Source organism: uncultured Campylobacter sp. (assembly GCF_938045225.1).
Taxonomy (GTDB): Bacteria; Campylobacterota; Campylobacteria; order Campylobacterales; family Campylobacteraceae; genus Campylobacter_A.
This window is the reverse complement of the sequence record NZ_CALINL010000107.1, coordinates 1-24,159: the sequence shown is the minus strand read 5'-3', so window position 1 is coordinate 24,159 and position 24,159 is coordinate 1. Positions and strand designations below refer to the sequence as shown.

Genomic DNA, 24,159 nt, shown 5'->3' with positions numbered 1-24,159 from the left:
GTTTTTAAATACGTCTTTTAGAAATTTAAAAAACTCTTTTTTGCTCGCTTCGTCCGCGTAGCTCACGCGATCTTCTATCTCTTGTCCCAGAAGCGTAATGCGCTCTTTTGCGGGCGTTTGGTCGAAATTTAGCGCGCCGTCCTTGAGTGAAATTTTGACGTTTGCGTATTTGCCTAGGATTTTATTTGCCGCGTACTCGAGCCATTTATCTTTAAACTCCTCCTCGCTCATATCTGAATCCAGTAGCTTCGAGGCCCTGGCGTCCATTATCAGGCCGTTGCCGCTACGCATGCCAAGCCCTGTGCCAAACCCGCCCAGATCCACGTTAAATTTACTCAAAAACTTATCCACGCTAAAGACGTCCTGCCTAAATATATCGGATGGATCGCCCGCGTGCGCGATCAGAGCTTGCGTGCTATCTACGAAGCTTTTTAGCTCGGCGGCTTTTTCTTTGTCGGTACTCGGATCAAGTCCGTTCATCTTGCCCCAGATGCTAATTTTATCGTCCTTAGTGTAGCCGCTTAGAGAAAATATCCTCCTTACAAATACCGGTTCGTCAGGCTTTAGTCCGAGCTCTTTACGCCAATCATCCACAACTTTTTCAAACCCCATTTTTACGCCCAGCCACATGCTTAAATTTTTACCCGTTAGTTTTTCTGGATCAACCTTGTCCGCCCAGATTTTTAGTTGGTCGTAGTCTAATTCACTTGGATTTACCGTATCGTAATTAATCTGTGCCGTCAAATTTGACATCAAATTCGCCGCTTCTTTTTCCTCGCGCGTTTTTAAATTTTGCCCGCGAGCGCCGCTAAAATCGAAATTTGCATTTGCGTTAAATCCGTTTACGCCGCCTATCATCTAAAATCCTTTTAAAATTTGGCTTTCTAACGATATCGGCAAAATTTGAATAAAATTTAGAGTAAAAGATAAGAAGCGATATCAAATTTACGGTCAGCCGCCAAGGCGCATGTGCGCTGACTAGTCGCCGTAAATTTGCGCCGCATCGCTACCGGCCGACAAACGCGAGCGTAAATCTATTTTTGCTCAAAGTCTTCCCGGGGATTTATGCAGTAGGTGCCGCGACCCGCGTGTTTAGCCCTATAAAGAGCATCGTCGGCGCGCTGAAGTAGCAGGTCAAACGAGCCGTGCCCGATCTGGCCTTCTGCGATACCCGCGCTCACGGATAGTCCGTTAAATAGCGGATTTTCTTGACAAATTTTAAAAAATCGGTCGATCAAAATTTGCACGCGAGGCGCTATGCTTTGCATATTTGCGCCGTCTGTAAATATCGATATAAACTCGTCCCCGCCGATACGTACGTTCATAGCATCGTTAAAAATCTCTTTTATTAGATCTGATATTGCGACTAAGGCCTTGTCGCCGGCTTGGTGTCCGTGCTCGTCGTTTACCTGCTTAAAGCGGTCTAGATCCATGTAAAGTATGCTCATACGCGTAGTTTTTAGCTTACTTAAAAAGGCGTCCAGCTGGTTGCGGTTGGCTAGTCCCGTAAGTTGGTCGTAGTGGGCTAGATGCTCGATGTTTTGCAGGTACTCGTACTCTTTCGTCACGTCGCGAGCGATGCCAATGGTGCCGATAATCGTCGTGCCGTCAAATATCGGCGTCTTATATGTTTTTAGTTTGTTTAGTTTGCCGTCTGCTTTTACAATATCTTCACTAAGGAGACTAGTCTCGCTTGTCGCGGCACGGCCCAAGCGTTCATAGGAAGCGTTTTGGGCGCAATATGCATTCGAGCCGTTGAGGAATTCTTTTACATCTATATATAATCCGTCGGCGTCCTTAAACCAGATCGTATCGGGAGATGAGGTTATGATGGTTTCTAGCCAGGCCTTTTGCAGCCATGCTTCTTTGCGTTCGGCGATTAAATTTAGTGCTTTTTGTATATAAAAATCGTCCAAATTTGCAACTGCAGGCCAAATTTCATCGGCGGCTTCTTTTTGTTCGCTCGCGATATTTTCGGAATGATGCGCATAAATCGCTAAAAAACCCTTTTTGCCGATACGGTTTTTTAGTTCGGATAAATTTAATTCGCAACGCTCGCTTGCTATGACTAGATATTGGTGCCCATCGGGGATAAATGCAGGGATATCGCAGGTGCTTTTTAGCATCTCAAATTTGTGTTCAAACCGCGGTCTAGGCGGGATTTTACTCCATCGCTCAAGTTTGTTTTTTATATCTTGAGTTAAGCATATATGCAGTCTGACGCGATACATAATCCCTCTTATGATTTTTGGCTATGTTACATCAGATAAGCTTTAAAGTGGCTTTTGCGTGATTTTTCGGAGTAGCTAAAATTAGCCATTTGCGCCGAGTTTAAAATTTGTAAATTTGATTGCTGAAATTTGAGATAAATATCGGCGAAAAGGAGATAGCGGACTTTGTTAAATTTATAAAATTTGATAAAGCCCGCTGTAACCACAAAAACATCAAGAAATTAAGCCCAAACAAAATGCGGGCAACTAAAGGAGCGCATAATTTACGGACCGACCGCCGAGCCGTATAAGCTCACGCGAGTCGCCGTAAATTTGCAAATTTAATCAGCCTCCGTACATCAGCCTCGGTAGCCAAAGCGAAATCTCCGGGATATACGTCACTAAAATAAGCCCGATAAATAGCGTCAAAGTCCACGGCAAGCACGCGACGATGACGTCTTTTAGATTCATGCCCGTTAGGCCGCTTGCTACGAATAAATTTAGTCCGACAGGCGGCGTAATCATGCCGATTTCCATATTTACGATGAGCAGGATGCCGAAGTGCACCGGATCCACGCCTAGCGCAGTCGCGATCGGTAGCAGTAGCGGCACCATAATCATCACGACCGATGAAGGCTCCATAAACTGTCCCATGATGAAAAGCAGGACGTTTACGATGATTAAAAAACCGATTTTGCCGATATTTGCGGCTAGGATGCTGTCCGCTATCGTTTGCGGGATGTTTTCGCTAGTTAGCAGATACGCAAACACGACCGCGTTTGCGATGATGAAAAATATCATCGCCGTCGTGATGGCAGACTCTAGGCAGATATCCCACAGGTCTTTAAATTTGATATCTTTATAAACAAATAGCGAAATAATCAGCGCATATATCGCGCTCGCCGCCGCAGCCTCTGTCGGCGTAAAAATGCCACCGTAGATACCACCGATAACGACTACTACGATTAGCAGCGCCCAAAACGCCTTACCGAATTTTTTTACTCGCTCGCTCCAAGGCTCTGGCGTAGTAGCTTTAAATCCAAGCCTTTTTGCTCCGATATAAGTCTGCGCTATCATCATACCGCCTAGCATCAGTCCAGGCACCACGCCCGCCATAAATAGCTGCGCGATACTGACCTCGGCCGTAACGCCGTAAACGATCATAACGACGGAAGGCGGGATGAGGATGCCTAGAGAGCCCGCGGTGGTGATGCCACCCACGGCGTACTCTTTTGGGTAGCCGGCTTCTTTGATAGCGACAAACATGATAGATCCTATCGCTACGACCGTAGCGGGCGAGCTGCCAGAAACCGCGGCAAATATAACGCACGCAAATATCGCGCTCATCGGCAGGCCGCCCGGTAGATGTCCGACCATGGATTTAGCAAAATCTATAATGCGTCTAGCAGAGCCGCCCTTGCTCAGTAAATTTCCGGCTAAGATAAACATCGGGATCGCCATAAGGGCAAATTTATTGATACCGTCAAAGATGAGCTGAGGTATCGTCGCGACGTCAAGATCCGTAAAAAGAAGCATCGTGATAACCGTACTAGCTCCAAGCGAAACGGCGACGGGAACGCCTATAAGCATAAGGCCAAATAGCGAGATAAACAAAAATGCGATGGTCATAGGCTCTCCTTAGCTTTTCTTGACCGAGTCGCGTATCATCTCGGCTTCATTGTTTATAATGACTTTATCCGAAGGCGTCATAGCGATCTGGAAAATTTTCTCTCCGGCGCGGTAGCTGGCTCCTAAAAAAGCGATCGGAAGCACTAGCATCGGCACCCACTGCGGCACGCCTAAATCCACGCTCATGAAATCAAGCTCGTACATCACCTGCAGATACTGCACGCTATAAACCACGACAAATATCAAAAATACCGTCGTTAAGATGTTTGCGAAGATGAGGTAGGCCTTGGCGATAGGAGCGGGAAATCTCTCGATCAAAATCGTAACCGAGATATGAATGCCCTTTCTAAAGCCGTAAGCGGCGGCAAAAAACGCCGACCAGATAAAAAGATAGTTGGTTAGCTCGCCGGCCCACGACCAGCCCGTGTTAAAGCAGTAGCGCATAACGACGTTAATGAATGCTAGCAGCGTGCCTGCGGCGATGCCTAGCACCGCTACGGTTTTGTTTACCGAGGCAATGCCGACATCTAAAATCTCAAAAAATTTACCCATAAAAGCCTACTTCGTATTTATCGTTTTTTCTATCAAATCTTGACCGATCACGTTGTAGAAGTTCGGATAAATCGGCTTCATAGCCTCTGCCCATTTGCCCTTTTGGTCAGCATTTAGCTCGATGATCTCAAGCTTTTTAGTCTCGCTTGCGAATTTTTTAAGCTCGCCTAAAATGTGCTCTTCTTCTTTAGCCGTCTCTTCGCGCTCGTAAGTCGTAGCTTCGCTTAGAGCTTGTTTTACGTGAGCCTTCATATCATCAGGCAAGCCTTTCCAGAACTTCTCGCTAAAAACGACTAGGTAGCCCAAATATCCGTGAGATGAAAGCGTTAGAGAGCTTTGCGCCTCGTAAAATTTGGAGTTATAGAAATTTGAAAGCGGGTTTTCCGTCGCATCGACTACGCCTTGTTGAAGGGCCGGATAAACCTCTGAAAAAGGCAATACTTGCGGGTTGCCGCCGACTACTTTGATCTGCTCTTCAAGCACCTTTGAGCTTTGGATGCGGAATTTTTGCCCCTTAGCGTCCGCAGGCTCTACGATCGGCTTTTTGCTTGAGCTAAAGTGCTTAAATCCAGCGTCCCAAAAATCAAGCGCGATGAAGCCTTTTTTAGCGATCATATCTTTTAGAGCTTGTCCGACTTCGCCGTCTTGAACAGCGTAAAGATGGGCGTTGTCTCTAAAGATAAACGGCAGGTCGAAAAGCTGAAACTGCGGCACTATCGGCGTAAATTTAGAAAAACTAGGCGCGGCCATCTGTACGTTGCCAAGTTTCAGCGCTCCAAAAACCCTATCGTCGTCCATCAGCGATGCGGCAGGATATACCTCGACTTTAATCGCTCCTCCGCTAAGCTCGCCGACTCGTTTGGCAAAAAAGTCCGCAGCCTTGCCTTTTGGCGTAGAGGCGGCCACGACGTGAGCAAATTTGATCGTGTATGTTTTATCTGCGGCAAATGCGCTTCCGGCCAGCGCGCAAGAAAGAAGCAGTGCGGAAAGTAACTTAATTTTCATCTGTGATCCTTTTTAAAAGATTAGCTAATTCAGCTAGGTGCAATTATAATTCATAAAAAAGCGGCTGCGTGAAAATGTTTCGACTTTTTGCAATAAATTTCAAATTTATGTGTAAATATGTAACAATCTCTCAAATTTGACTGTCAAATTTGAGAGCAAGCCAAAGTAAAATATAATACTAAAAAGACTAAATGTTACGAAAATACACATTATTTTATCAAATTTGATCTTTTCGCGCGGCGAGACGAGTCAAATTTGATAAAACGGAAGTATAGGCGGGTTAGTTTGCGCGTTAATAAATTAATTACTATTTTATTGCTATAATACGGATAAATTTTATTACAAAGGAAAAATTATGTTTGAACTTAGAAAACTGCCTTTCGATCCGAAAGCAAACGCCGTCGTAAGCGAAGAAACCTGTAGTTACCACCACGGCAAACACCACCAAACCTACGTCAATAACCTAAATAATTTGATAAAAGGTACCGAATTTGAGGGTGCTAGCCTCTTTGATATCCTAACAAAAAGCTCGGGCGGCGCGTTTAACAACGCGGCTCAGGTCTATAACCACGACTTTTACTGGGATTGCATCGCGAAAAAAAGCCAAATGAGCGACGAGCTAAAAGCTCGCTTGGAAAAAGATATTCCAAATTTTAAAGAGGAGTTTTTAAAAGCTGCGACTACGCTTTTTGGCTCCGGCTGGGCATGGCTAGTTTACAATCCAAAAGAGGACAAACTGCAAATCGTACAAACAAGCAACGCGCAAACTCCGGTAACTGACGGCCTTGTGCCACTTCTAGTCGCGGACGTTTGGGAGCATGCATACTACGTCGATCACAGAAACGCGCGCCCGGCGTATTTGGAGAAGTTGTTTGAAAATATCAACTGGGATTTCGTCTCGAGTGCTTACGAGTGGGCGTTAAAAGAGGGGCTAAATTCTGTTAAATTTTACGTTTCCGAGCTTCACGGCGGTGCTAAATCTTGCTGCGGTTGCGGCTGCCATTAATGCCGAAAATTTGCTGATATCGCGAGCTTTTTAAGAGCGGCGATAAATTTGCGGCGGCTTATTTTCTAAATAAGCGTAAGCCCGCGAGTAAACTTAGCTTTGAACGAGGACTCCTTCTTGGCTAAGTTTACTTTATATAAACTATTTTGAAGTAATATTCGAGTCTCATTTCACAAAAAAGGACGAAAATGAAGAAGTTTTTAGTTTCATCTTTGGCGGCTTTTGCTGCAGTTGCTATGCTTAGCGGTTGCCATGCGCACAAAAGCGAGAGCGCAAACAAAGCACAAATCACCAAATCAGAAGCTGAAGTTATTAAATTTACGGGCGTAAACGATCCGAAATACGTCGTTAGACTAAGCTCTACCGATAAATTTAACACAGCCCTGCTAGAAGACAGCAAAGGTCACAAAATCAATCTTAAAAACGCAGTCACAGCAAGCGGCGTAAGATTAGCCGGCGACAACGGCGCCGAGATAACGTTTAAACGCGGCGAAGGTATCCTAAACCTTGAAAAAGGCGGCGAGGATATTTTCTTAAGATACGACGAATAAAAACTTTCCCGCCGAATTTTACGGCGGGACTCTCTCCTGCTCAAATTTATCAAATTTAATTCCCGCAAAATCTCGTCAAATTTGAACTTTCGATTGCATTTTATCTTTCTTTTAAATTTGCTCAAATTTAATATCTCTTATTAAAAACGGCTTTATCTTAAAATTTATAAGCCCTCTATAAAATCCCCAGATATACGCGCTTTAAGAGCTATTTTAAACTTAAAAATGACATTTTCAAAATGCCTTGAGAGCAAATTTCGGTCACTAAATTTTAAGCCAACTTTGCCTATACTTTCGTCAAATTTATCACCAAAATTTAACGTAAGGAACGAAATGAAATTTATCCTAAAACGCGACGGCACGAAGCAAGAATATCTCCCGTATAAAATCCAAGACGCGATCAAAAAAGCCTTTGAAAGCGAGTCCAAAGAGTACGACGACAAGGTCTTTTTAGACGTGATGGGGCACGTGTTTGATAGCGAAGTTTTGAGCGTCGAGGACGTGCAAGACTATATCGAAAAGGCGCTTTTTAACGCGGGACACTTCGACGTGATGAAGAGCTTTATGCTCTACCGCCACACGCACAAGCTTCAGCGCGAGCAAATTTTAGGACTAAACGAAGATACGACCTACATCAACTCCACCCAAACCATCAGCGAGTATATCAACGGCACCGACTGGCGAATTCTCGCCAACTCAAACACCAGCTACTCAAACGCCGGCCTCATCAACAACACCGCAGGCAAGGTCATCGCCAACTACTGGCTAGATAAGGTGTATAGCAAAGAAGAGGGCCTCACACACCGAAACGGCGACTATCACATCCACGATCTTGACTGCCTTACTGGCTACTGCGCGGGTTGGAGCCTAAGAGCGCTTTTAAACGAGGGCTTTAACGGTGTGCGCGGCAGGGTCGAGAGCAAGGCGCCCAAGCACTTTAGAGAGGCGCTGTATCAGATGGCTAATTTCTTAGGAATTTTACAAAGCGAGTGGGCGGGCGCGCAGGCGTTTAGCAGCTTTGATACATATCTTGCGCCTTACGTTTTCCGCGACAAGCTAAGCGATAAAGAGATCAAAAAGGCGATAACGAGCTTTATCTTTAACCTAAACGTACCCGCTCGCTGGGGCCAGAGTCCGTTTACCAACGTAACGATCGATATCACCTGCCCGAGCGATCTGCGCGACCAGATACCTACGCGCGAGGATAGGCATATATTTAGCGACCTAGAGGACGCAGAGCTAGCGCAGGAGGCCGCTAAGCGCGGTTTTAACAAGCTAACGGATATGACCTACCGCGCCTTTGAGCCCGAGATGAACCGCATAGATAAGGCGTTTTACGAGATCATGACCGAGGGCGACAAGTGTTCGCAGCCATTTACTTTCCCGATCCCTACGGTAAATATCACCGAGGACTTCGACTGGGACAGCGAGGTGGCGAAGGTGCTTTTTGAAAATACGGCAAAAATGGGCTCGAGCTATTTTCAAAATTTCGTCGGCTCTCAGTATACGGTCGATGAAAACGGCAACCGCGTCGCAAACGACAAAGCCTATAAGCCGGGCCACGTGCGCTCGATGTGCTGCCGCTTGCAGCTAGATTTACGCGAGCTGCTAAAGCGCGGCGGAGGGCTGTTCGGCAGCGCGGAGATGACGGGCAGTATCGGCGTCGTAACGCTAAATTTAGCTCGCCTAGGCTATCTGTATAAGGGCGATAAAAAGGGACTCTATACCCGCCTTGAATATCTACTAAATTTAGCCAAATCCACACTCGAAAAAAAGCGCGCCTTTGTCCAAGAGATGTACGAACGCGGCCTGTATCCGTACACCGCGCGCTACCTAAAACACTTTAACAACCACTTTAGCACCATCGGCATCAACGGCATGAACGAGCTTTTGCGAAATTTCACGAACGACAAGGAAAATATCGCTACTGATTTCGGGCGAGAGTTTGCAACCGAGATGATCGAGTTTTTACGCGGTAAAATTCGCGAGTTTCAAGAGAGCACCGGCAACCTTTATAACCTCGAAGCCACGCCTGCCGAGGGCACGACGTATCGCTTTGCCAAAGAGGACAAAAAGCGCTATCCAGACATCATCCAGGCCGGTTTTGGCGAAAATATCTACTACACCAACTCCACGCAGCTGCCGGCAAATTTCACCGACGACGCGTTCGAGGCGCTCGATCTGCAAGACGAACTGCAAAGCTCCTACACCGGCGGCACGGTGCTGCACCTATACATGAAAGAGCGCATCAGCTCGGCCGAAGCGTGCAAAGACCTCGTGCGCGGCGTGGTCAGCAACTACAAGCTGCCATACATCACGATAACGCCGGTCTTTAGCGTCTGCGCCAAACACGGCTACATCAGCGGCGAGCATGAATACTGCCCAAAATGCGACGAGGAACTTTTGGCTAAATTTAAGGCTGAAAATAGCGTAAAATAGGCTAAATTTGAGCGGCGAAGCTGGGTTTTGTCCAATGGTATTTATTGTGTTTGGCTTTATTGGCATACTTTAGCCAAGCAAGAATCCGACTTATTGTTTTGTAAAGAACAATCTTTTATAGAATAAATAGTATTTTGGTTTAAGGATGGAAATGGATTTTAATAATCAAATCTTAATAACCTGCGAAAACATAGATAAAAATCTTGCAAATAATAACTTGTGTGATGAACGAGGATTCGTTAGTCAAGTTATCTTATCTCAGCTTAGAAATTTAGTAGAGTATATTTTTCAAAAAATTCACTCTAGCGAAGAAAAAATAGATACCAACGATCATCAGCGAGTAATTAATGAAAATGCCATTAAATATGTAAAATCAAGAAAAGGAAATTATGCATTATTGGTTAAATTTCATGATTTCTTACAAAAAGCTGTTTCACATTATACGCTTAGTGAAAACTCTTCTGAACGTTTGATGTTAAAGTACTTCATATATTTAGTCGAATGCAAGATTTTTTTAAAAGAAAAATATAACATTGAAGTTCTTAAAAATTTAAGTAATTTTCCGCTTAATTTAGATAAGCAATTTATGGAATACTATGAAAAAATTGCAGAAAAGATAGAGAATCAAAGTGTTTTAAGTAATTCTGGCAAAGAAGGTAATGCTTACTATGTGACAAAAGTAAAGCCCTTTATAGTAAAAGACCAAATTTATTATGAGGTAACATTTGTTAATGCTGTTGATAATTTTAGCAAATTTGATAAACTAATTGCATTTTGTAAATTTGGAATTTTTGATAATTATGCTGTCAATTTATGGATTTGTAATGAAAATATAGAAATTCTAAACAAATCACTGCAGGTAAAAATCATTGACAGTTGGGAAGTTTCTATTAGACCAGCTGAATTGCAAAATTTTGGTAAGATTTTTGAATGTAGTCAAAAAATAAATAGAACAAGCGAATATAAAGAATTAATGCGATTTTTGACACGTAAGAAAATTAGCCTAGTCGATTTGATTGATAGTTATGATTACCAAGATATAAAAAGAAACATTATTTCTAAAGGACAAGTTTCGCATATTTTTGATATTTTAGATAAGGCAAAGGTAGTTACCAAAGATGGTAGAAATACAATTAGGTATTTACTACACAACTTACGTAATCAAGTAATAAAAAAGCAACTTCCAAATAATGAAGATAGATGCCTATCGGATTTAAAGCTAAATTCAAAATGCCTTCCTTTTGAGCAAATGCCGTTTGCTACATCTTTAATAAATCACAATCCTAACTTTTATGATTTGTTAGAATGTATAGATACAAGTGGAAGGGAGCATGAATTATTTGCTAGAGCATTAAAAAGTAGGAGTGAAAATAGTGGAAGCCTGTTTGTTGATAAAAAGGAATTTAATTTCAACAATATAGATAATCTAATATCTCAATTTAACTCAAAATTATGGTCAGGAAACGAAAAGAATCCAAAAGGGCATACTGGTAGGAGAATTGAGGAATTTCAAAGTCACTTTTATATCAAAGAATATGTCGAAAAATCTATCGAAATTATTGATGGGCTTGACAAATTGACACAGAGCGGTATTCAAAACTACTCAAATTCTGCAAAAGAGTGGATAAAGAACAATTCGACGCTAATTGATGATAAAGAAAAAGAAAATATTGTTATTAATCTATTTGAGAAATCAAAGGTCGCCTTGATTTATGGCGCAGCCGGTACTGGTAAAACGACTTTAATCGATTACGTATCACAATTTTTTAAAGAAAATAGTAAAATATTTTTAGCCAATACAAATACTGCTGTAGATAATTTAAAAAGACGTATTGCTGCGAGCTCAAAAAGCGAATTTAAAACAGTTGCTAAATTAATAGCGGGTACAGACACAAAATGCGATGTTCTAATTATCGATGAATGTAGTACAATAAGCAATGATGATATGCAAAAAGTACTCAATAAAGTAAAATTTGAGCTCATTCTTTTAGTAGGGGACATATATCAGATAGAAGCGATATCATTTGGCAATTGGTTTAAAATCGCTCAGAGTTTTCTTGATAAGGCAACTTTTACATTAGAAAAAACATATAGAACAAAAGACAAGAAACTTTTAAAACTTTGGGATGAAGTAAGAAGTTTTGGTGATTGTATTAGTGAAATTTTACAAAGAGAAAGCTATTCGCAAAAATTAGAAGATTTAAGTTTTGAAGCTAGTGATGATGAGATTGTTTTATGTCTTAATTACGATGGATTATATGGTATTAATAACCTAAATACTATTTTGCAAGAAACCAATAAAGCAAAAGCTGTAGAATGGGGTCTTCATAGATATAAGATCGGCGATCCCATTTTGTTTAATGAGGTAGAAAGATTTAAACCGCTTATTTACAATAATATGAAAGGAAAAATTGTTAATATTGAGCTTGAAGAAAAACGAATTTGGTTTAGCATAGAACTTGAAAAATCAATAACTGGACTAGATGCACAAAAGTATGATTTTGAGTTATTGGAGAATAGCGATAAATCGGTGATAAAATTTTATGTTAATCAATACGGAACGGCTGATGAGGAGGGGAATCCTGAAAATAATGATGAAGAAACTATCGTACCGTTCCATGTGGCATACGCTATTTCAATTCATAAAGCACAAGGCTTGGAGTACAAAACTGTAAAAGTAGCAATAAGTAGCGAAGTTGATGAAATGATAACGCATAATATTTTTTATACAGCAATAACCAGAGCGAAGGAAAATCTACAAATATATTGGTCGCCGGAAGTCGAAAAGAAAATTTTAGAAAGCTTTAAAAAAAGAAACAGCAATAAAGATATTGATTTTTTACAGAAATTAAAGAAATAAAAGCCACCCAAAAGACGGCTTAAATTTTATCTCTCAAAAACGAAAACTTTATTCGCCCGTTTTCTCTCGTCGTGACGTAAAATTTTCCATCCTTGATAGCGAGCGTATGGGCGTCGCTCACGCCTTCAAAGCTATAAACCTCCACGATCTTTCTGCTACACGGATCAAGCTTTGGAATGCTTGAGTATTGTTTCGAGAGCAGATAAATAAACTTATCTTGCGCATCCATGCCCGTGACGTAGTAGTCGCTTACGTCTCTGCCCTCTTTTACGCCTAGAGACTCGTCGAAGCTCGGCACGAACTCGGTCGAGAGCAGGTTATCGGCGTCGCTAAAGCTCGCCAGCCTCCAGCTTTGCTTGATATCGTCGGACACGCTAGCGACGAAAAACTCGCCGTAAAAGTCCGAGTGATCCCACGAAAGGATGAACTGCTGTTTAGCGCGCACGGTGGAGTAGCAATCCTTGAAATCAAGCGTAAAATTTTCATACCCCTCGTACAGATAGTACCATGCTTTGTATGCTTCCTCTTTGCTTTGATTTGGTGTGGGTTTGAAAAAAATCATAGGTTTTATGTGGACAATTAGACTCTTGCTGAATTCCGTCATTTACCTCGCAGGACTAAATTTTAGCGTATCAAAGAAGCGCTTTTGTTTGCCCTATTGTGGCAGAGCAGATTTTAACCAAGTTTCTTACCCAGTATCGTCAGGCTCTCGATTTTACCGCCCATATAGCAGACTTCGGGTAGTTCGCCCCAGCGCGCAAAACCGAATTTTGCAAACAAATTTAGGCTTGCTGCGTTGCTGGAAAATATCAGCGCGACGATGTTTTTGATGCCAAATTCGGGCGCGCGCTCAAGCATAAAATTTACTAGCCGTCCGCCAAGCCCCTTGCCGCGAGCCTCAGGCGCGACATAGACGCTGATTTCGGCCGTGATGCGGTAATCCTCGCGCGGATGATAGTCGCTAGGGCTACCCCAGGCTAAGATTTTGCCTTTTTGGTTTACGGCGCCTATCTTTTGCACGCCCAAATTTTCGTGCTTTTGGTCAAATTTTCTCTCGCAATCAGCCTCAAAGGTTTCGCCGTCTCCGCTCGTCAAATTTGCGTCGCAAACCTAGCGTAGCACGTATATCGGGCGATTTGCCGCCTCGTGCACGTCAAACCACGCTTGGCGCTCCTCTATGCCCACGGGGTGCAGCGTGGCCGTGGCGTTTCGCTCTAAAACGCTTGCGTTATAAATGCGCGTGATGGCGGCGAGATCGGCCTTGATGGCGCGCGAGATTTCGTATTTTGCGTGGGCGAGATTTTCTTGCATTTTGAGCCTTTTGTTCATTTTAACTGATTTTACGCCAAATTTGATTAAAAACAGCAACGAAAACGTCAAATTTGAATGTCGATAAAGGTGCGTACCTAGCCGCCGCAAAAAGGCAAAATTTGCGTCCAAAGGCGAAATCGCCGTAAATTTGAGTTATAATCTCTTTTTAAATTTAACCTCGGATAAAGATTTGAAAATAGCGTTTTTTGACTCGGGTATCGGCGGGCTGAGCGTGCTGGCTGAGGCTCTGCGGCGGTTTAGCGGGGCGGAGTTTTTGTATTTTGCCGACGAGGATCACGTCCCATACGGCACGAAAAGTAGGGCCCAGATCGTGCGGCTGAGCCTCGATGCGGTGGGGTTTTTGGTCGCGCACGGCGCGGACGCGGTCGTCGTTGCTTGCAATACCGCCACGAGCGCGGCTATCTTGGAGCTTCGCAGCGCATTTAGCGTGCCCGTCATCGGCATGGAGCCCGCCGTCAAGCTCGCCGCGGACAGCTTCGGCGCGCGCCCTACGCTGCTCATCGCCACGCCGCTAACGATCGCCGGCGAAAAGCTAGCGCGCCTCGTGGGGCGGCTAGAGTGCGAGACGTGGAGCCTGGCGTTACCGCGTCTCGTGGAGTTTGCGCAGGATTTGGAGTTTGATTCGCCCGCAGTTCGAGCCTATCTGCGAGAGGAACTGGGTAAATTTGAGCTTGAGCGCCTCGGTTCGCTCGTGCTTGGTTGCACGCATTTTAACTATTTCAAGGACGTTTTGCGCGAAATTTTGCCGCCACACGTGCGCATCATCGACGGCATAGGCGGCACGCTAAACCGCCTAGCTAGCGAGCTGGGCGGAGGGCTAAAGCTTGCGCGCGGCGAGGATTTGCCCTCGCGGACGGCTAAATTTAATGCAGACGGCGGCGTAAAATTTGATACGAATTTATCGGCGCAAGTCAGTAAATTTGACGCGGAAAGGCGAGGTGCACGCGGCGAACAGAGCGTAAGAGGCGAGAGCAAGCGGGGCGAGCGCGGCGGCGAGCAGGGTGCAGAAGAGTGCGACGGAGACGGCGGCAAAATTTACTACCCAAACGGCAACAGCGTGGAGTATTTTTACTCGAGCAGGGCGCTAGATGCGGCGCAGTTACGCAAGGTAGAGATATTTTTAAATCGGCTCGATGCGATGCGGGAGATTGGTTAGCGATATATTTATGGCGCTTAACGGCGTAAATATACTATAAATTCAGTGCGGATTGTTAAATTTGGCTAGAACAGCAAAGAAAAAATCGCCCATGCGACATCACTCAAAAAGCGGCACGGCAAAATAAATTGATCGCGTCAAATTTTCGCAGATGCAGCGACTTTTACGAGGAGTTTTTCGAAAAGCAAAATCGCATAAAGTAAATTTGACACAGACAGCGATTGTAAATTTAACGCCAACTATCGGCATGCGAGGGCAAATTCGACGTAAATTTATAAAATTACTAGCAAATTTGACAACCAAAAGCAAGACTCAAGCAAAAATCATAAGCAAAAATAAATTTGCCGCCTTCGTAACAAATCAAAAACTCGGCGGCAAATTTGAAATAAGAGTTTAAATTTTTAACATGCGGCGGACATTATCTGAGCTTGTTGCACTCCTCTATCCGCCTTGCAAAATATATAAAACGCCCGCACGATCGCCTAAAACGGCCAACCGCAAGCGCTTAAAAGAGCCGCTAGGCAAGCTAAATTTTACTTTTTAGCTTGCTGATACACCGGCTCGAGCTTGGCCGCGACCTCGCGCAGATCGGCGATACGGCTTTGGCTAGACGGGTGGGTGCTTAGTATCTCAGGCACGCTGCCGCCGCTTTTTTGCGACATTTTGACCCATACGTTTACCGCCTCTTTAGGATCGTAGCCTGCCCGCGCCATCAGCTCCGTGCCGATGTGGTCGGCCTCGCGCTCGTGCGAGCGAGAAAAGGGCAACGAGATGGTGTACTGAGCGGCCATATTCATAGCGCCGGTAGCTAGATCACCCAGTCCCGCAGCTTGCGAAACGGCGAAAATGCCGACGTTTTTGAGCATATCCGTGCTGGCTTGCTCGCGGCTATGCTCACGCAGCGCGTGCGCGATCTCGTGCCCCATGACGGCGGCTAGCTCGCCGTTTGTGAGCGAGAGATTTTTGATGATGCCGCTATAAACGACGATACGGCCGCCGGGCATACACCACGCGTTTATCGTGTTTTCGTCGATTACGTTTACTTCCCATTTCCACTTGAGCGCATCCTCTCTAAACGCCCCGACCTGCGCGATCAGGCGTTTGGCGACGTCTTGCACCCTTTTTGTCATCACGGGATCGATGTTTAGAGCGCCTTTTTTGCGCGCACCGCTTAGCGTCTCTACGTAGGCTTTGGCCGCGGCCTCGTTCATCTCTTGTTCGCCGACTAGAAACATTTGGCGTCTGTTTTCGCCTAGCGCACCGCCGCTAGTCGAGCTAGTGAAGCAGCCCGTCAGCATCGTCGCGGTAAATACGGCGAGTAAAATAATTTTTCTTATCGTCATCTTTCATCCTTTGCGAGATTTTGGCGATTATACCTCTAAAACGGCTATAAATTCGTAAATAGGCGTTTAAATTTGGCTTAACGGCGGCAAATTTGTAAAGAAATGGCGGGTAAATTTGAGTTTTGGAAATTTGATGGCGTAAATTTGAGCTCCGTTTGGGGGTGGGTTTAAACGGGTTTGCGTTTTGCGTATTCGGGTCAAATTCGGCAAATTTTAGTGGCTCGGTTTGGTCGGCTGAGGCGCGGCTCGCAAGCTCAAATTCGATCGCCGCCCACAAGTCGTCAAATTTAAAAAAGTCGCGAGTTTGTTAAACTTGCCGAATTTGCAGCCGAGCGAGCCGTCAAATTTGTTAAATTTGCGTCCGAGTCAAAGCTAAATTTGAGCGGCCCGCGGCATGGGCGCGAGTCAAATAAGGCAAGTTGCTGCGTAATCAAAAGCTAAATTTAAAAGAGCCTGATTTACGCCGGCTCGCTTTGTAAATTTTCATCCAGCTTAACGCGCTTATACTCGATATTTTTTTCGAATTCCTTAAGTCTTTTGTGGATAGAGCGCAGCTCCGTGATGACCGTCCAGTTGTTCATAAACACCGCGAGCGATCCGCGCACTTGGCTAAAGGCGTTTACGACTTGCATCATCACGCCCAGAGTTATAGTGCCTGCAAGAACGCTAGGGCCCATTGCGATGAGCGGGACGATGACCATGCTTTGACCAAACATATATCTCCAGATGTCAAAGTATCCGTAGTGTAAAAATAGCCTGTAATAATTTCGTTTTAGATCGTGAAATAGCCCTTCAAGCTTCTCGGGCGCGCCGTAGTTTGCCTTGTCGTCCTCGGCGTAAACGAGCTCTTTTCTAAACGCGGCTTCGACCTTTTGGTTGTTGTACTCAAGGCCCGGCAACTTGATGCCTACAAACCATGAAATCGCGAGTCCTCCGATGCTAACCGTTAGCGCGATCCACACGAGCGAGCCTTCGCTTTTGCCGAGCACCGGGATATCGACCTGCCCGCTAAGCGCCCAAAGTATCGGTATAAAGGCGATGAGCGTCATCACGGCGTCGGCTACTTGCGAGCCTAAATTTTCCACTACTTTAGCAAAGCGGTAGATGTCCTCTTGGATACGTTGTGAGCTGCCTTCGATATCGGTTTTGACGTTTCGCCAGTATTTTATGTAGTCAAACGTCATCGCCTCGCGCCACTTGAACGTCCAAAGGCGCGTGAAATAGTTCGTCATCGTCGCAAGCAGAACATACGGGAAGGCGATCTTGGCAAATCTAAGCACGCAAGTCCAAAAATCGTCTATCGTGTGATCTTTGACGTTTTGCAAGATATCGTAAAAGTCCTTGTACCAGTTGTTTAGGAGCACTATCATCTGCACTTGCGCGTAGGTCGAGATTAGCAGCGCCGCGAGCCCGAAATACGCCCATGCGGCCCATTTTTTATTCACGAAAAACGACGAAAACATCTATTTGCCTTTAAATTTGAGATTTAGTCGCAAAGTATAGCAAAACCACGCTAAATTTACGCGCGTTAGATTACTGTTATGCGTATTACGTTAAAATCCGGCGAATTTTTTACAAAGGATGAAAATGAAAAAGGCTATTTTGGGATTTGCGCTATTTGCGGCGCTTGCGTCGGCGGCTCTGGGCGGCGAGACGATCGAAGTTTATAAAAGCCTGGACTGCGGTTGTTGCGGAAAGTGGGGCGAGATAATGAAAAAAAGCGGCTTTGAGATCGTAGAGCACAAAACAAACGCGATAATTGAAACGAAAAACAAATACGGCGTTCCGCCGGAGCTATCTAGTTGTCACACCGGTATAGTCGGAGGTTACGCTATCGAGGGGCACGTGCCGGCTGAAGAGATAAAGGCGCTTTTAGCTGCCAAACCGTCTGACGTCGTGGGCATATCGGTACCCGGCATGCCGCTGGGAAGCCCAGGCATGGAGCAGGGCGGTATCGTCGAGGATTACGATGTGATTGCGTTTAAAAAGGACGGTACGAGCGAAGTTTTTGCAAGCTATAAAAAAGGCAAGAAGGTAAAATAATTTAGCGAGATCGGCGTAAAATTTACCAACGCCGCGGCCATCGTTTTACCGGGTTTCGCGGCGAGTTTTACCGCGAGACTATTTTTTAAATTTGAGTACTGCATCTCGTCAAATTTAGCACAAAATCAAGCTAAATTTAACCGCCGCCGCTGTATCATTAAGATAAATTTACAAAGGAGCGGGCGTGGCGAGACTAATTTTTATCCTGTTTATTTTGGGCTTTCTCACGTGGCTTTATATGGGCGGGACGACCAAAACGGTGGCTGATTACAAAGGTATGAGTTAAGAGGAGCTTGAGGCTTTGTGCCTTGAGAAAAAGGACAAAAAGGCCTGCCAAAAAATAGCGATCGACTTCGTAAACGGCGCGAAGGCAAACGGCGGCAAACTGCAGTTTTAGCATTTAACGCGTTAAATTTGCCGCTAAATTTGACGGCGTAAGCTCGGTTTAAATTTTATAAATTTAACCGTCGGCATTTTTGCGGTGCGGGTCTAGGCGCGTCAAATTTGAACTCAAATTTAAATAATTTTCGCAAATTTAGACCAAAGGCCGCATAAAATAAGCAATATTTGTATTACAAGTTTAGCGCGGAGGTCAAATTTGCGCTCAAATTTAAGCCGCAAGCAAGGCGCGCACGCGACCAAAAGCGCTAAAACGCGGCAAAATAGCCCCCGCGGCGCTCGCTCGCGCTAGAGGCGGCAAAAATGCGCTTTCAGTTTAAAATTCCCGATTTTCTGCTATAATCGCCGCATTTCATTTTAATTTTTTAAGGATTTTAATTGCACCCCAGTAGCGCCGACTCACTTTTTATGATCGCTCTCGCGTTTTTCTTCGTATTTCTAAACGCTTTTTTCGTCTTATCAGAATTTTCCATAGTCAAAGTCCGCAAGACTCGCCTAGAGGAGCTTGCTAAGGACAAAGTGCCAAACGCGAAAACCGCGCTTGATATGTCAAACAACCTCGACACCTACCTCTCCGCCACACAGCTAGGCATCACGCTAAGCTCATTGGCTCTTGGCTGGATCGGCGAACCAGCGGTCGCTAGACTGATAGAAGAACCGCTAAAAACATACTTTAATCTAAACGATATATTAGTCCATACCGTCGCGTTTGCGATCGCGTTTACGCTGATCACGCTCATGCACGTGGTGCTAGGCGAGCTAGTGCCAAAGTCCGTCGCCATCGCAAAATCTGAAAAAGCGGTCCTTGCCATCGCGCGTCCACTACATGTATTTTGGGTAGTTTTCTCACCGCTTATCAAGACTTTTGATTTCTTAGCCGGCGTTTCGCTTAAAATTTTAGGCATCAAACCAGCCAAAGAGAGCGAGCTAGCCCACTCCGAAGAAGAGATAAAAATCATCGTTGGCGAGAGCCTAAAGGGCGGCGTTTTAGATAGCTTTGAGACCGAGATCATCAAAAAAGCGGTCGATTTCTCCGACACGGTGGCTAAAGAAATAATGACTCCGCGCCGCGATATGGTCTGCATAAACAAGCAAAAAAGCTATGAAGAAAACATCAAAGTGATCTTTGACTCCAAATACACGCGCTACCCCTACATCGACGGCAGCAAGGATGCGATACTAGGCATGATCCATATCAGAGATATCTTGCAAATCGACCTGGGTAACAAAAAGCGCGAATTTGACAGCATCGTGCGAAAATTCGTCATCGTGCCCGAAAACCTCTCGATATCTAAAATCTTAGTCATGATGAACAAGCAGCAAATCTCCGCCGCTCTAGTCGTGGACGAATACGGCGGCACGGCGGGCCTGCTCACGATGGAAGATATAATGGAAGAGATCCTGGGCGACTTTAACGACGAGCACGACGACGCCGACCCGCACTACAAAAAGATCAACGAAAATATCTACGAGTTTCAGGGGCGCTTTGATTTAGAGAGCGTCGAAGAGCTGATGGGGATAAGCTTTGCCGACGAGACTGAGGAGCTAACGATCGGCGGGTATGTCTTTAATCTCATCGGACGCTTGCCGGTTGTAGGCGACAAGATCGAGGACGAAAACTGCTACTACGAAGTGCGCAAGATGGACGGCGCTAGCATCTCAAGCGTCAAAGTGCGCAGAAAATTTGAGCAAAAAGAGGATGAGGACTAGGCAAATTTGCGCCTTGCTTTTGCGGGCCGGGCGTAAATTTGGTCGCAAATTTGAGGACGGATTCGGCTTTTGAAAATTTTAGGCGCGCAAACGGCTTCTCAAATTAAAACCGATCTAAATTTGAAAGACGCCGCCTCGCCAGTAAAAATCAGCTCAAATTTAAGCCGTTTCGTTAAATTTGAGCTTGCCACATCGCTTTAAATTTGCCGCCGTTTGGCCAAGACTTGCAGGATTGCCGTTAAATTTACCTTGCTAAATTTCAGCCCATTTTTCTCTCAGACTCTCTCAAAATCCACAAATTTAATCTAACTTTTTAGCTTATTTTGATAAACTTCGCGAAATTTAATAAGAGATAAAAATTAAATTCTATATTTTGAAATTTATAAAACAAATTTAACACAGGAGGACAGATGAGAGTAGTTCAAGCGGAATTAATCTCCAGAACCGTCAGCGAGCTTTGCAAAGAGGCCTGTTACGTCGTAACGCCCGATATGAGAGCGGCTTTTGAAAAAGCTAGAGAAAACGAGAGCTCGCCTATAGGCAAAGATATCCTAGGCAAGGTACTCCAAAACGCCGATCTAGCCCAAAAGGGCATCGCGCCGATCTGCCAAGACACTGGCATGGCGGTCGTATTCGTCGATATCGGTCAAGACGTGCACATCGAGGGCGGATTTTTAGAAGACGCGATAAACGAGGGCGTAAAAGACGGCTACGTGGGCGGCTACCTGCGCAAATCAGTCGTAAACGACCCGATCTTTGAGCGCAAAAACACGACAAACAACACCCCTGCCGTCATAAACGTAAGGATAGTAAGAGGCGATAAAATCCACATAAAAGTGGCCCCAAAAGGCTTTGGTAGCGAGAACAAATCAGCCCTAAAGATGCTAGTGCCCGCAGACGGCCTAGAGGGCGTGAAAAAGGTATTTTTAGACACAGTTAAGCTAGCTGGTCCAAACGCCTGCCCTCCGATGGTGATCGGCGTAGGCATAGGCGGCACGATGGATAAGGCCGCGCTAATGGCAAAATACGCCGCCGCTCGCGACGCAGACAGCAAAAACCCCGACCCGCGGTATGCCAAACTAGAGGAGGAGCTACTAGAGCTCGCCTGCAAAACGGGCGTCGGACCGCAAGGACTAGGCGGCGACACGACCGCGGTAAAAGTAAACATCGAGTGGTACCCGACCCACATCGCGGGCCTGCCGGTCGCCATCAACATCAACTGTCACGCCGCTCGCCACGCCGAAGCTGAAATTTAAGGAGAAAAGATGTCAGAAGTAAAAAAGATAACCGCGCCGTTTGATAAAGATGTCGTAAAAAGCCTAAAAGCGGGCGACAACGTACTAATAAGCGGCACCATCATCGCAGCTCGCGACGCCGCGCACAAGGCGCTAACCGAGACTTTGGCTCGCGGCGAGGCATTGCCCGTAAATTTAGCCGGCGAGACGATCTACTACCTAGGGCCAAGCCCCGCAAAACCGGGCGACGTCATAGGCGCTGCGGGACCTACTACTAGCGGCCGCATGGACAAATACACTCCTACGATGATAAACGAAGTGGGCATCAACGGCATGATAGGCAAGGGCTACCGCTCTGAGGCCGTCGTCGAAGCGATGAAAAAATCAGGCTGCGTCTATATGGTCGCTATCGGGGGTGCGGGCGCGCTGATTAGCCAGAGTATCAAAAAGTACGAAGTGCTAGCCTATCCCGAGCTTGGCCCTGAGGCGGTCGCAAGGCTCACGGTCGAGGATTTCCCGGCTATCGTAGCGATAGATAGCGAGGGTAATAACTTCTACGAAGTCGGACAAGCTCCGTATAAAAAAATATAAAAAATTTAATCGGTTGCGTCATTGTGCGTAACCGATTTTTAGGCCTTGAGTCTAACATACATATTTTTGTTGTTTGACGGATCTTTGCCATTTTCTCTCATATTGTATTCAAAAATATCTGGATTTTTTTCTATAAAATCGTTAAAAGATCTGTATCTTATTGCAGGATGAATTGTTTGATAATCTAAGCCCTCATCTTTTATTTTTTTACCAAGAGTAGATGCAGGTAGCCAGCCATCCTCTGATTTTTCAAATATTTTGTACAAGTGTTCTGAGAAATCTATTGGTAATGATGGATTGACTCGTTCTGTTGATCTATTATCTTTGCTGTCTTCAAGAGGAATAAATTTATTGCAAGCTTTCCTTAGGGCTTCTGGAGTTTGGCTATTGCCGGCTATATAGACCTTTTTGTTGTACTCCCTTAACACCATTGCCAGCGGAGTAAAATCGCTATCGCTAGATACTATGCAAAAACCGTCATATAAATTAGAAGCAAGCATTAGCATTGCCTGTATGGTAAGAGTTATATCTGTCGTATTTTTACCCTTGCGATATTGTGGTGTTTGTATCATATTTATGGCATTTTCTGTGCAAAATTTCTTCCAACCTTGTTTTGAATTTTATATCGTGAAATCTCCGTATGCTCTCTTTAGGGTTATTTCTCCATATTTTTCTAGCTCGTTTAATGTTTTACTTATGCTGTCGTAAGGCACATTATCCGAGTCGATCAATACGACCAAACGCGATATCGATGTATCCATGGCTTTTGTCATTAATGGGATAATACTGGAAATGGCATCTTGAGCCTCGTTTATGTTTAACTCATCCATTTACAACTCCTTGTTTAAAATTTAAAAAATTATACGCAAGAAAAGTTTTAATATGAATAAAACGTACGAATACTTTATATGCGATTGCAGATTTTGGATCGAGTGTATATTTTATAAAATTTAAGTGACATGCAGTTAAATTTGATGCTAAATTTGAGTGAAATTTTATAAAAATTCAGAACTCAAATTTAGCTGTGAAAGTTGGCGACTAAAGCCAGGTCGAGCCTCACTCCGTAGTACTATTTATGTAGCTGTTTTCGGAGATCTGCGTCCAGACTCTAGCCTTTTTCATAAAGGCCTTTTGCGAGTCCAAAATTTCCTTAAACGTCGCATCTTTGGCTGAGAGTTCGTCTAGAATCTCGTCCGTAGCTTTGCGCAGAGCGGCGATGACCTCGGGCGGGAACGAGGCGATTTTTACGTCCGGATGCTCGCTTTTGATTTTATCAAGAACCAGCGAGTTTTGATAGACCGCCGACTCATAAACATCGGCCGCTACAGCCTTGGTTGCGGTTTCTACTATAGCTTGGAGGTCGGCGGGTAGCTTGTCCCAGAGCTTTTTGTTGATGTAAAATTCATTTTCGCTAGCGGGCTCCTGCCAGCCCGTGTAGTAAAATTTAGCCACCTTTTGAAAGCCGAAATTTATATCGATCGCAGGGCACACCCACTCGACGGCGTCGATCGTGTTCATCTCCATCGCCATGTATAGCTCGCCGATCGGGATCGTGTTTATATTGACTCCCAGTTTTGCCATTATCTCGCCGCCAAGCCCGGTCATGCGCAGTTTTAGCCCCTTTAGATCGTCCGTGCTCTTGATCTCTTTTTTAAACCAGCCGCCCATTTGCATGCCAAAATTTCCGCCGTGAAAGGTCACGATGCCGTACTCGTTAAAGACCTTTTGCGCGAGCTCCTTGCCGCCGCCGTACGCGTACCATGCGTCCTGCTCGGCCTTGTTCATGCCAAAGGGCACCGTCGTAAAGAGCATGAGCTTGGCGTCCTTACCCTTATAAAAGTAGCTAGCGGTGAAAGCCGCGTCGTACTGGGTACTTTTGACCATATCAAGCAGCGCGAATGCCGCCTTGTGCTTGGACGGGTAGTCGACGCGCACCTCGATACGGCCGTCGCTCATCTTTTCCACGAGCTCTTTAAATTTTTTCGGAGCGTCGCCTAGTACGGGCACATTGCTCTCGTACGTGGAGGCGAGTTTGATTTTGTATTTTTCCGCAGCCTGCGCGCTAAGCATCATCGCCGCGCATAGAGCCAGAGCTGAA

General features: G+C 45.1%; 24 protein-coding genes and 1 pseudogene. 10 read left to right on the top strand and 15 right to left on the bottom strand.

All coding sequences use genetic code 11. The features are described from left to right. The 5 genes from Q0200_RS04385 to Q0200_RS04365 all read right to left on the bottom strand — a co-directional run. Positions 1-858 (bottom strand): hypothetical protein (locus tag Q0200_RS04385; protein WP_297938191.1); only part of this gene is annotated, 858 nt, incomplete at its 3' end. A 176-nt stretch (positions 859-1,034) separates the two neighbouring features. Beyond that, on the bottom strand, positions 1,035-2,231 hold the full coding sequence (locus tag Q0200_RS04380) for a GGDEF domain-containing protein (protein ID WP_297938188.1): 1,197 nt from the start codon (positions 2,229-2,231) through the stop codon (positions 1,035-1,037). A gap of 324 nt (positions 2,232-2,555) precedes the next feature. Then, positions 2,556-3,839, bottom strand: a complete 1,284-nt coding sequence (locus tag Q0200_RS04375) for a TRAP transporter large permease subunit (RefSeq protein WP_297938185.1) — start codon at positions 3,837-3,839, stop codon at positions 2,556-2,558. 9 nt (positions 3,840-3,848) lie between these two features. Beyond that, complete coding sequence (locus tag Q0200_RS04370; protein WP_297938182.1) at positions 3,849-4,391, bottom strand: TRAP transporter small permease; 543 nt, start codon at positions 4,389-4,391, stop codon at positions 3,849-3,851. Positions 4,392-4,397: 6 nt separating this feature from the next. Next, entirely contained in the window at positions 4,398-5,396 is a 999-nt protein-coding gene (locus Q0200_RS04365; protein ID WP_297938179.1) for a DctP family TRAP transporter solute-binding subunit, read from the bottom strand. 355 nt (positions 5,397-5,751) lie between these two features. Here Q0200_RS04365 and sodB point away from each other — a divergent pair, with 355 nt between their 5' ends. The 4 genes from sodB (at position 5,752) to Q0200_RS04345 (ending at position 12,252) form a co-directional block, all read left to right on the top strand. Continuing rightward, a complete protein-coding gene (gene sodB / locus Q0200_RS04360; protein ID WP_297938177.1) occupies positions 5,752-6,402 on the top strand; it encodes a superoxide dismutase [Fe] in 651 nt (216 codons plus the stop codon). Positions 6,403-6,590: 188 nt separating this feature from the next. Beyond that, on the top strand, positions 6,591-6,953 hold the full coding sequence (locus Q0200_RS04355; RefSeq protein ID WP_297938174.1) for a hypothetical protein: 363 nt from the start codon (positions 6,591-6,593) through the stop codon (positions 6,951-6,953). A gap of 333 nt (positions 6,954-7,286) precedes the next feature. Then, positions 7,287-9,392 (top strand): ribonucleoside triphosphate reductase, encoded by a 2,106-nt coding sequence (locus Q0200_RS04350; RefSeq protein WP_297938171.1) that lies wholly within the window; start codon positions 7,287-7,289, stop codon positions 9,390-9,392. Positions 9,393-9,543: 151 nt separating this feature from the next. Continuing rightward, positions 9,544-12,252, top strand: coding sequence for an ATP-dependent RecD-like DNA helicase (locus Q0200_RS04345; RefSeq protein ID WP_297938169.1), 2,709 nt, complete (start codon positions 9,544-9,546; stop codon positions 12,250-12,252). A 19-nt stretch (positions 12,253-12,271) separates the two neighbouring features. Here the strand turns inward: Q0200_RS04345 and Q0200_RS04340 are convergent, their stop codons facing one another. The 3 genes from Q0200_RS04340 to Q0200_RS04330 all read right to left on the bottom strand — a co-directional run bounded on the left by Q0200_RS04340 (position 12,272) and on the right by Q0200_RS04330 (position 13,692). Beyond that, complete coding sequence (locus tag Q0200_RS04340; RefSeq protein WP_297938166.1) at positions 12,272-12,814, bottom strand: hypothetical protein; 543 nt, start codon at positions 12,812-12,814, stop codon at positions 12,272-12,274. A gap of 113 nt (positions 12,815-12,927) precedes the next feature. Next, entirely contained in the window at positions 12,928-13,347 is a 420-nt protein-coding gene (locus Q0200_RS04335; RefSeq protein ID WP_297938163.1) for a GNAT family N-acetyltransferase, read from the bottom strand. Positions 13,348-13,362: 15 nt separating this feature from the next. Next, the gene (locus Q0200_RS04330; protein ID WP_297938160.1) at positions 13,363-13,692 is read right to left on the bottom strand and encodes a hypothetical protein; all 330 of its coding nucleotides are present in this window, start codon (positions 13,690-13,692) and stop codon (positions 13,363-13,365) included. Positions 13,693-13,711: 19 nt separating this feature from the next. On the opposite strand from Q0200_RS04330, the gene murI reads away from it, so the two are divergent. Then, positions 13,712-14,740 (top strand): glutamate racemase, encoded by a 1,029-nt coding sequence (murI, locus tag Q0200_RS04325; protein ID WP_297938157.1) that lies wholly within the window; start codon positions 13,712-13,714, stop codon positions 14,738-14,740. 533 nt (positions 14,741-15,273) lie between these two features. Here the strand turns inward: murI and Q0200_RS04320 are convergent. The 3 genes from Q0200_RS04320 to Q0200_RS04310 all read right to left on the bottom strand — a co-directional run bounded on the left by Q0200_RS04320 (position 15,274) and on the right by Q0200_RS04310 (position 17,546). Beyond that, on the bottom strand, positions 15,274-16,083 hold the full coding sequence (locus Q0200_RS04320) for a M48 family metallopeptidase (RefSeq protein WP_297938154.1): 810 nt from the start codon (positions 16,081-16,083) through the stop codon (positions 15,274-15,276). After that, positions 16,016-16,360, bottom strand: coding sequence for a hypothetical protein (locus Q0200_RS04315; RefSeq protein ID WP_297938151.1), 345 nt, complete (start codon positions 16,358-16,360; stop codon positions 16,016-16,018). The genes Q0200_RS04320 and Q0200_RS04315 overlap by 68 nt, the downstream gene beginning before the upstream one ends. 181 nt (positions 16,361-16,541) lie before the next feature. Continuing rightward, entirely contained in the window at positions 16,542-17,546 is a 1,005-nt protein-coding gene (locus Q0200_RS04310) for a putative transporter (protein ID WP_297938148.1), read from the bottom strand. A gap of 124 nt (positions 17,547-17,670) precedes the next feature. On the opposite strand from Q0200_RS04310, the gene Q0200_RS04305 reads away from it, so the two are divergent. From Q0200_RS04305 to Q0200_RS04285, 5 genes are all read left to right on the top strand, one after another. Next, a complete protein-coding gene (locus Q0200_RS04305) occupies positions 17,671-18,126 on the top strand; it encodes a DUF411 domain-containing protein (protein ID WP_297938145.1) in 456 nt (151 codons plus the stop codon). A 777-nt stretch (positions 18,127-18,903) separates the two neighbouring features. Further along, positions 18,904-20,235, top strand: a complete 1,332-nt coding sequence (locus Q0200_RS04300) for a hemolysin family protein (RefSeq protein ID WP_295145118.1) — start codon at positions 18,904-18,906, stop codon at positions 20,233-20,235. 69 nt (positions 20,236-20,304) lie between these two features. Then, positions 20,305-20,436 carry a hypothetical protein gene (locus tag Q0200_RS04295; RefSeq protein WP_297938142.1) on the top strand — a complete coding sequence of 44 codons (132 nt, stop codon included), beginning with the start codon at positions 20,305-20,307 and terminating at the stop codon, positions 20,434-20,436. A 209-nt stretch (positions 20,437-20,645) separates the two neighbouring features. Beyond that, complete coding sequence (locus Q0200_RS04290; RefSeq protein ID WP_297938139.1) at positions 20,646-21,491, top strand: fumarate hydratase; 846 nt, start codon at positions 20,646-20,648, stop codon at positions 21,489-21,491. 9 nt (positions 21,492-21,500) lie between these two features. Continuing rightward, positions 21,501-22,061, top strand: a complete 561-nt coding sequence (locus Q0200_RS04285) for a Fe-S-containing hydro-lyase (protein ID WP_297938136.1) — start codon at positions 21,501-21,503, stop codon at positions 22,059-22,061. A 38-nt stretch (positions 22,062-22,099) separates the two neighbouring features. Here the strand turns inward: Q0200_RS04285 and Q0200_RS11910 are convergent, their stop codons facing one another. From Q0200_RS11910 to dctP, 4 genes and pseudogenes are all read right to left on the bottom strand, one after another. After that, positions 22,100-22,327 (bottom strand): hypothetical protein, encoded by a 228-nt coding sequence (locus tag Q0200_RS11910; RefSeq protein WP_366118246.1) that lies wholly within the window; start codon positions 22,325-22,327, stop codon positions 22,100-22,102. 78 nt (positions 22,328-22,405) lie between these two features. Beyond that, positions 22,406-22,663, bottom strand: a pseudogene (locus tag Q0200_RS11905) (NYN domain-containing protein); the annotation flags it as partial. An 18-nt stretch (positions 22,664-22,681) separates the two neighbouring features. Then, entirely contained in the window at positions 22,682-22,891 is a 210-nt protein-coding gene (locus Q0200_RS04275) for a hypothetical protein (protein ID WP_297938133.1), read from the bottom strand. A 226-nt stretch (positions 22,892-23,117) separates the two neighbouring features. Beyond that, a complete protein-coding gene (dctP, locus tag Q0200_RS04270; RefSeq protein ID WP_297938193.1) occupies positions 23,118-24,152 on the bottom strand; it encodes a TRAP transporter substrate-binding protein DctP in 1,035 nt (344 codons plus the stop codon). Positions 24,153-24,159 lie beyond the last annotated feature (7 nt).